Genomic DNA, 7,238 nt, shown 5'->3' on the forward strand with positions numbered 1-7,238 from the left:
GGTGACAGCGTTGCTCGACGTCTCGGTCCACCTGCCCGAGCAGCGGGTGCCCATCGAACTGGTCGCCGACCGGTACGGGCTGACGGAGATGCAGGTGAAGGTCTTTCGCCGGTACCATAAGCTCGGCGAGGTGTGCCGGGATCCGGACGGCGGGCTGATCGACCTGTTGCGCGCGGCGATCGCAAAGCTCGACGGGCTGCGTGGCCAGGAGCAGCGGGTGCGGTATGTGCTGCACGCCCGCACGTTCCCGGTGGTGTCTCCGTATCCGCTGAATCCGGTCCGCGAGCTGTGCCGGGAATTCGGGATGGAGCACGCGAACGCCCTCGCGGTCGGCCACCACGCCTGCGCGTCCGGGCTGCTCGCCGTCGACGCGGCCGGCCGGCTCCTGGCGGCCGACCCGGATCCGGACGCCCTCGCCCTCGTCCTGGCCGGGGAGAAGACGTTCACCGGTGAGGCCGAGATCCTGCGGGACACCTCGTTCTTCAGCGAATGCGCTTCGGCGTGCCTGATCGGGCGGAACGGCCCGCATGACCGGGTCCTGGCATTCGCCGTGGACCTGCGCGGCGAATACGACGAGGATGGCGAGGAGGTCGCCTTGGCCTTCCAGCGCGACTACCCGCGCCTGCTGGCCGACGCGATCCGGGCCGCGCTGTCCCGCGCGGCGGTCCGGCTCGACGAGGTGAGCACGATCGTGCCGCACAACGTGAACGCGGCCGCGTGGCGGCAGACCTGCAAGATCCTCGGATTCCCGATCGCCAAGGTGGTACTCGAGAACGTGGCCGCGTATGGCCATGCGTTCTGCGCGGACGCATTCATCAACCACCGCACCGCGGTCGAGCGAGAGCTGCTGCGCCCGGGCGACTTTTACGTGATGGCCGCCGGAGCCGGGCGCGGCGCGGCCTTCTCGGCGCTGGTTCTCGAACACTGAATGGCGGCGCGGTACCAATGATCTACATCGAGGGGTGAAGGTGACAGAACTGGACACGGACGTCGCGGCGGTCGATCCGGCGCTGCGCGACCTGGTGGTGGAGAGTATCTGCGCTCTGCTCCCCAAGGTCCTTAAGCGCGAGGTCGCCGACGCCACGGCGGACACCACGCTCATGGAGGCGCTCGGGATGAGCTCGACCGCCGCGCTCGAGCTGGTCCTCGAGCTCGAAGAGCAGCTGGAGCGCGAGATCAGCGTCGAGGATCTGGGCCGGGAGGACTTCGCCACGATCGGCACGCTGGCCGGCTACATCGCGGCGAACCTGCTGCCCGAGGAGGAGTGAGGTGTTCTCCGCAGCACCGCCGCCGCCCGGTGGCGCGGTGAGCGGCGTCTTGGGTTTGACGCGGTTGGCGAGGCTGGCCTTCCCGTCGCCCACCGGACCGGTGCTCGACGCGCTCAACACGGCGAGACTCGACGAGTATCTCAGGGACCTGCTGAGCTCGCACGGGCTCGGGCCGGCCGCGGCGGACCCGGCCGCGGGCGGCGAGTCCTACGGCGAGATGGCCGGGGAGCTGCTCGAACTCGCCGTGCCCGAGCAGGAGCCGGTCGATCTGCTCGTGCTCGCCTACTCCATCCCCGACATCAGCCCGGGACACAGCCTCACCGCCCGGCTGAGCCGGCAGTGCCCCGGCAATCCGCTGGCATTCGCGATCAGCGATCAGGGTACTGCGGCGTCGTTCACCGGCCTGCGTCTGGTCCGGCAGTACACGCGCGACACGGGACTGCATAGGGCCGTGCTGCTCGTGGTCGAGCAGGCGCTTCTGCCCTACGACCCCGGCGTTCCGGTTGCGGTTCCGGACGGGCACACGGGAGTCGCGCTGGTTTTCAGCGACGACGACGCGCCGTCGTCAGCGGACCGCCCGGTACATCTCGGATCGGTGGTGACCCGTGCGGGACTTCCCGACGAGGCGCTCCCCCGCGAGATCAATACCCTGTGCGCTGATACTCAGCCGGTGACGCTGATCCTGAGCGCCGCCCTCGCGGACAGAGTCAAAGCGCCCGACGTCGATCGGCTGCGAACCGCTCAGGTCGGGCAGCCCTTCACCGGCGTCTGGTGGGAGCTCGCAAACGAACTCTCGCTCGCGAGCGACACGCCCCACCGGATCGTGCTCGGCGACTACGACCCGCAGCAGAGTTGCCTCTGCCTGGCAGCGCTCGAAGTCGGTGCGGCCGGCGAACCGCTCTCGGTCGGCGCGCGCTCAGCACTTACCGCTGAACCGCTTCCTGCGGATGCGTAGTCGCATCCACCTGGCCAACGCCGGGCCACGTCCAGCGGCGGAGGGCGACCTGGAAATCCTCGTCGCCCGCCAGGGCCACCGCGGCCCGATGCCCCGGCGGCGTCTCGATGTCGGCGACTCGATACGACTGCGACCGCCCGTCGCCGACCAGTTCTACCGTCACCGGGCCGACCCCGTGAACCGGCACCGCAAGGCCCTGAGTCAGCCGGAAGCCGGCCGCCTTGACGACTGCTTCCTTCCGGGCCCAGAGCCGGGCAAATTGCCCGACCCGCCCTTCGTCGGCCGCCGCTTCGGCGACGAGCCTGGCCTCGTGCACCGGAAAGAAGCGGCGCGCCAGAGAAGTCGCGGCCGAGTCCGAGATCAGGCCTTGGACATCCACGCCGACGCGGCGCGACTGGGTCATCGCGACCATGCAGAGGCCGCGCGAGTGCGAGAGGTTGACCCGCGGCCCGAGATCCGCCCCACGCACCTCCGGCTTGCCGTGCGGCCCGATCGTCCAGCGGACCTGCTCGGGCGGCACGCCGAGGCGGCCTCCGACGATGTAGCGCAGGGCGGCGTGCGCGACGATGAACTCCTCGCGGTCCTCTTGCGAGATGGCGGTGTCCGCGCGCTGCCGCTCGGCGGGATCGAGCAGCGGGTACAAGAGCTCGAGTTCGGGATGCGGCGTGCCGTCGCCGATCAGCCACACGTCCACCACGTCCACGTCGCCGCTCACGACAGCGCCGCCCGCCTGCTCCCGCCAGAGATACGCGCCCTCGCATGACAGGCGACCGCGCGACGCTCCGGGACGGCCGTGAAGCAACCCCCGCCGAGGACGACGACCCCTATTGCCTGCGGCCCGGCGAGGCACAGGCGCTGCTGGACGGGCATCCCTGGCGGCGCTTCGCAGTACTCGGAGACAGCATCGCCGAGGGCGTCTCCGAGCCGGTGCCCGGCTACAGCCCGCTGCCGCTCGCGGACCGGGTCGCCGCCGAGTTGTCCCGCACCAGCACCCGCTTGACCTATCTCAACCTGGGCCGCAGCGGTCGGCGGACCCACGAGGTGCGCGCCGGGCAACTGGCGTCCGCCCTCGCGTTCGAGCCCGATCTCGCGCTGGTGGTGTGCGGCGCCAACGATGCGCTGCGCCCCGGATACGAGCGGCGGGCCGACGCGGTCGACCGTGATCTGGCGGCGATGATCAGGGCCCTGCAGGCGTGCGGGGCCGAGGTCGTGACCGTGTCCATCTTCGTGCGCGGCCAGTACCCCAGCCTGCCGTCGTGGCTGAAGCCGACGCCCACGGAGCGCATGGCGCTGCTCGCGCGCCGCACGACCGCGCTCGCCGCCGAGCTGGGCACGCTCCACGTCGACCTCGCCGACCATCCGGCCGCCGCCGATCCGTCCACCGTCAGCAGTGACGGCCTGCACGGCAACGCCCGAAGTCAGTCGGTCGCGGCGGCGGAGGCCGTCCGGCTGCTCGGAGCGCGGATCCGACGCTGACCCCGGCGTCACAGCACCCGCTGACCCTTGCCGAGCGCGATGATTCCGTTCGCCGACGCGTGGTAGAGCTCGCGGTCCCGCTCCAGATTGACGCCGACGGTCGCGCCGGGGGGCACGACCGTGTTCTTGTCCAGAATGGCCCGTCGAACCACCGCGCCCTGCCCGATGCGGACGTTGTCGTGCAGGACCGAGCCCTGGACGACCGCGCCCGCCTCGACGACGACACCCGGCGAGAGCACCGACTGGGTGACCTGGCCGGTGATGATGCAGCCGGGCGCGACCATCGACTCGCTGGCGATGCCGCCGGCCACGAACTTGGCGGGCGGGCGCTGCACCGTGAAGGTGTAGAGCGGCCACTCGCGGTTGTAGAGGTTGAAGACCGGGTGCACCGAGATCAGGTCCATGTGCGCGTCGTAGTAGGCGTCCAAGGTGCCGACGTCGCGCCAGTAGCCGTGGTCGCGGGCAGTCTCGCCGGGAACGTGGTTCTGGTCGAAGTCGTAGACCTGGACCTGGCCCAGCTCGGTGAGCATCGGCAGGATGCTGCCGCCCATGTCGTGCACTGACTTGGTGTCGTCGGCGTCCTGATGGAGCGCGTCGATCAGGACCTTGGTCGTGAAGATGTAGTTGCCCATCGACGCGTACACGTGGTCCGGGTCGTCCGGCAGGCCCGGCGGATCGGCGGGCTTCTCGAGGAAGCGTTCGACGCTCACGCCGTCCGTGTCGGGCGTGATGATGCCGAAGGACGACGCCTCCGACCGCGGGATGCGGATGCCCGCGACCGTGGCGCCCGCGCCGCCGTCGATGTGCTGGCGCAGCATCTGGCGTGGGTCCATGCGGTACACGTGGTCGGCGCCGAACACCACGATGTAGTCGGGCTGCTCGTCGTACACGAGGTTGAGGGACTGGAAGATCGCGTCGGCGCTGCCCAGGAACCAGCGCGGGCCGAGCCGCTGCTGCGCGGGCACCGGCGTGACGTAGTTGCCCAGCAGGTTCGACATCCGCCAGGTGGTGGTGATGTGCCGGTCGAGCGAGTGCGACTTGTACTGCGTCAGCACGCAGATGCGCATGATGTCGCCGTTGACGAGGTTGGACAGCACGAAGTCCACCAGCCGGTAGGCGCCGCCGAACGGCACGGCCGGCTTGGCCCGGTCGGCGGTCAGCGGCATCAGCCGCTTGCCTTCTCCGCCCGCGAGCACGATTCCCAGCACCGCAGGTCCGCCGCGCATCCGCCGCCCCCTTGCTCTATCGTCCTCTTGGTTGATTGAAGCAGGTCGTCGTCACTTACGCAGGAGCGTGTCGTACAGCGCCACCGTCCGGCGGGCGATGGAGTCCCAGCCGAACTCGCGCACCGCGCGCTCCCGTCCGGCCTCGCCCATGCGCTCGGCGGCGGCCGGGTCGGCGATCACCCGGTCGAGTGCTTCGGCCAGCGCCGCCTCGAAGGCCGCCGGGTCCTTTTCGTCGTACGGCACGAGCAGCCCGGTGACGCCGTCGAGCACCACCTCGGGGATGCCGCCGACGGCCGAGGCCACGACCGGCGCGCCGCAGGCCATGGCCTCGAGGTTGACGATACCCAGCGGCTCGTACACCGACGGGCAGACGAACACCGCGGCCTCGCTGAGCAGCTGGATCACCTCGGGGCGCGGCAGCATCTCCGGTATCCAGAGCACCCCGTCGCGGGTCGCCCGCAGCTCCTCGACCAGGTCGCGGAATTCCCGATCGATCGCGGGCGTGTCCGGGGCGCCCGCGCACAGCACGAGCTGTGCGGACGGGGCGAGCGAGCGGGCGGCCCGCAGCAGGTGTGGTACGCCCTTCTGGCGGGTGATCCGGCCGACGAACAGCACGTACGGCCGGTCGGGGGCGATGCCGTGCCTGGCCAGTGCGTCGGCGCCCGGCGTGGGGCGGTAGAGGGCGGTGTCGATTCCGTTGTGGACGACGTGCACGCGCGACGGGTCCAGGGCGGGATAGCAGCGCAGGATGTCCTCGCGCATGCCGTGCGATACGGCGATGACCGCGTCCGCGGCTTCTATCGCCGTGCGCTCGGCCCAGCTCGACACCGTATAGCCGCCGCCCAGCTGCTCCGCCTTCCAGGGACGCAGCGGTTCGAGCGAATGCGCGGTCATTACGTGCGGGATGCCATGCAGCATCTTGGCCAGGTGACCGCCCATGTTGGCGTACCAGGTGTGCGAATGGACCAGGTCGCGGTCGGCCACCGCCGCTGCCATGGACAGGTCGACCGACAGGCTGCGCAGCGCCTCGTTCGCGTCGATCAACGCCTCGGCGGGGGCGTGCCTCTGGACACCGGGCTGCTCGTCCGGCGCGGTCCGGCTCGACCACGCGTGTACCTGCACGTCGACCAGCGCCCGCAGCTCTCTGGCCAGGAACTCCACGTGGACGCCCGCACCGCCGTACACATCGGGCGGATACTCCCTGGTCAGCAGTCCGACTCTCACGCGCGCCTCCTGGTCGTGTCGCCGAGTACGGACGTTCATGCCAACGCGACCATAGTGCAGTATCAGACCCTAGGCGAGGGTCAAACCGAGGGCGTAGTCGGCCCCATACTCGGAGTCAGTCGGACGGGGCCACGGTCAGGTGTCCAGGCGGTCGAGCGCGGCCTACGCGAGCGACCAGCGTGCCTTGTAGATGCGCGAGCCGGGGAGCTGGAGCGAACCGGAGGGTAGGTGGAGCGCGACCGTCGAGCCGCACCAAGCGCATGCGTTGCCGGGCTGCGGCCGGAAGGTCAGGACCCTGCCGGTCGCGGGGTCGTCGCCGACGCTCTTCACGTCGCTGATGTCGATGGCGGCCTGGCCGTCGTAGTCGATGAACTGCGCGCAGTCGGGGTCGTATTGCAGGACATGGTCGCCTGTCGTCACCCACATCCGCCCCGGCGCGGAGGCGACGAGGTCCAGGTCGTGGCCGGATGGGTCGGGCAGCGTGACACTCCGGGCGAGCGACAGGCCCGGCGAGTGCGCGGGTCCCGTGACCTTGAGCGCGACCAGTTGGCTGTCTCCGACCGCCCACAACAGCTGTCGCTGGTCATCCCAGGAGACGCCGTGAGCACCAGCCAGATTGAAGGCCGTGAACTGCTTGCTGCGCGGCCCGCGTGTGGCTGCGTAGACGCGCACCACCCCCGGGTTGCTGGCCGCAAGGGCGACATTGCCGTCGGGGAGCAGCTCAAGGCTGTGGACGTTCACGGAGGGAACGACCGTGGCCCACTGCACGACGGCGCCGGGGTATGTCAGCACAGCGGCCAAACCTTCCGACGCGCTGGCGAGCAGCATCTTGCGTCCGCCGAGCGCACGCATCTTGGCCTCGCTGACGTTGCGCCAGGTGCGCGCGGGCGAGAGGTCGGCGAGATGCTTATCCGACTGCGGCGACCACGACCACTGGACGCGCGCCGTACCGCTGCCATCGTCGCCGAGCAGAAGGACGCGCCGGGTGCCTTGGTCCGCCACCACAAGTGGGCTCGCGCCGCTGGCGGCGTCGTCGGCGAGGGCGAGCGCCTTGGGCGTAACGGCGCTGAGCATGAACGTCGCAGACGC

Annotated in this window: 8 protein-coding genes; 4 read left to right on the forward strand and 4 right to left on the reverse strand. The window is 70.4% G+C overall.

Annotated features, from left to right (window positions below):
• The first annotated feature begins 1 nt into the window (after position 1).
• Genes VGZ32_RS14800 through VGZ32_RS14810 form a run of 3 tightly spaced genes read left to right on the forward strand, consistent with a single transcriptional unit; the run spans position 2 to position 2,223 of the window.
• Positions 2-928 (forward strand): 3-oxoacyl-[acyl-carrier-protein] synthase III C-terminal domain-containing protein, encoded by a 927-nt coding sequence (locus tag VGZ32_RS14800; protein WP_326886600.1) that lies wholly within the window; start codon positions 2-4, stop codon positions 926-928.
• Between the two features lie 40 nt (positions 929-968).
• Entirely contained in the window at positions 969-1,268 is a 300-nt protein-coding gene (locus tag VGZ32_RS14805; RefSeq protein ID WP_326886601.1) for a phosphopantetheine-binding protein, read from the forward strand.
• Between the two features lies 1 nt (position 1,269).
• The gene (locus tag VGZ32_RS14810; RefSeq protein WP_326886602.1) at positions 1,270-2,223 is read left to right on the forward strand and encodes a hypothetical protein; all 954 of its coding nucleotides are present in this window, start codon (positions 1,270-1,272) and stop codon (positions 2,221-2,223) included.
• On the opposite strand, the gene VGZ32_RS14815 is transcribed toward VGZ32_RS14810, so the two are convergent.
• On the reverse strand, positions 2,192-2,938 hold the full coding sequence (locus VGZ32_RS14815) for a 4'-phosphopantetheinyl transferase family protein (protein WP_326886603.1): 747 nt from the start codon (positions 2,936-2,938) through the stop codon (positions 2,192-2,194). The genes VGZ32_RS14810 and VGZ32_RS14815 overlap by 32 nt on opposite strands.
• Positions 2,939-2,982: 44 nt before the next feature.
• On the opposite strand from VGZ32_RS14815, the gene VGZ32_RS14820 reads away from it, so the two are divergent.
• Complete coding sequence (locus VGZ32_RS14820; protein ID WP_326886604.1) at positions 2,983-3,699, forward strand: SGNH/GDSL hydrolase family protein; 717 nt, start codon at positions 2,983-2,985, stop codon at positions 3,697-3,699.
• Positions 3,700-3,707: 8 nt separating this feature from the next.
• On the opposite strand, the gene glgC is transcribed toward VGZ32_RS14820, so the two are convergent.
• The 3 genes from glgC to VGZ32_RS14835 all read right to left on the reverse strand — a co-directional run.
• Positions 3,708-4,925, reverse strand: coding sequence for a glucose-1-phosphate adenylyltransferase (gene glgC, locus VGZ32_RS14825; RefSeq protein WP_326886605.1), 1,218 nt, complete (start codon positions 4,923-4,925; stop codon positions 3,708-3,710).
• A gap of 51 nt (positions 4,926-4,976) precedes the next feature.
• Positions 4,977-6,149, reverse strand: a complete 1,173-nt coding sequence (gene glgA / locus VGZ32_RS14830; protein ID WP_326886606.1) for a glycogen synthase — start codon at positions 6,147-6,149, stop codon at positions 4,977-4,979.
• A 162-nt stretch (positions 6,150-6,311) separates the two neighbouring features.
• Positions 6,312-7,238, reverse strand: a 927-nt coding sequence (locus VGZ32_RS14835; RefSeq protein WP_326886607.1) for a DUF6528 family protein, incomplete at its 5' end; no start/stop codon positions are given.

Origin of the sequence: Actinocrinis sp., assembly GCF_035938995.1 — a bacterium.
GTDB lineage: Bacteria > Actinomycetota > Actinomycetes > Streptomycetales > Catenulisporaceae > DASZGI01.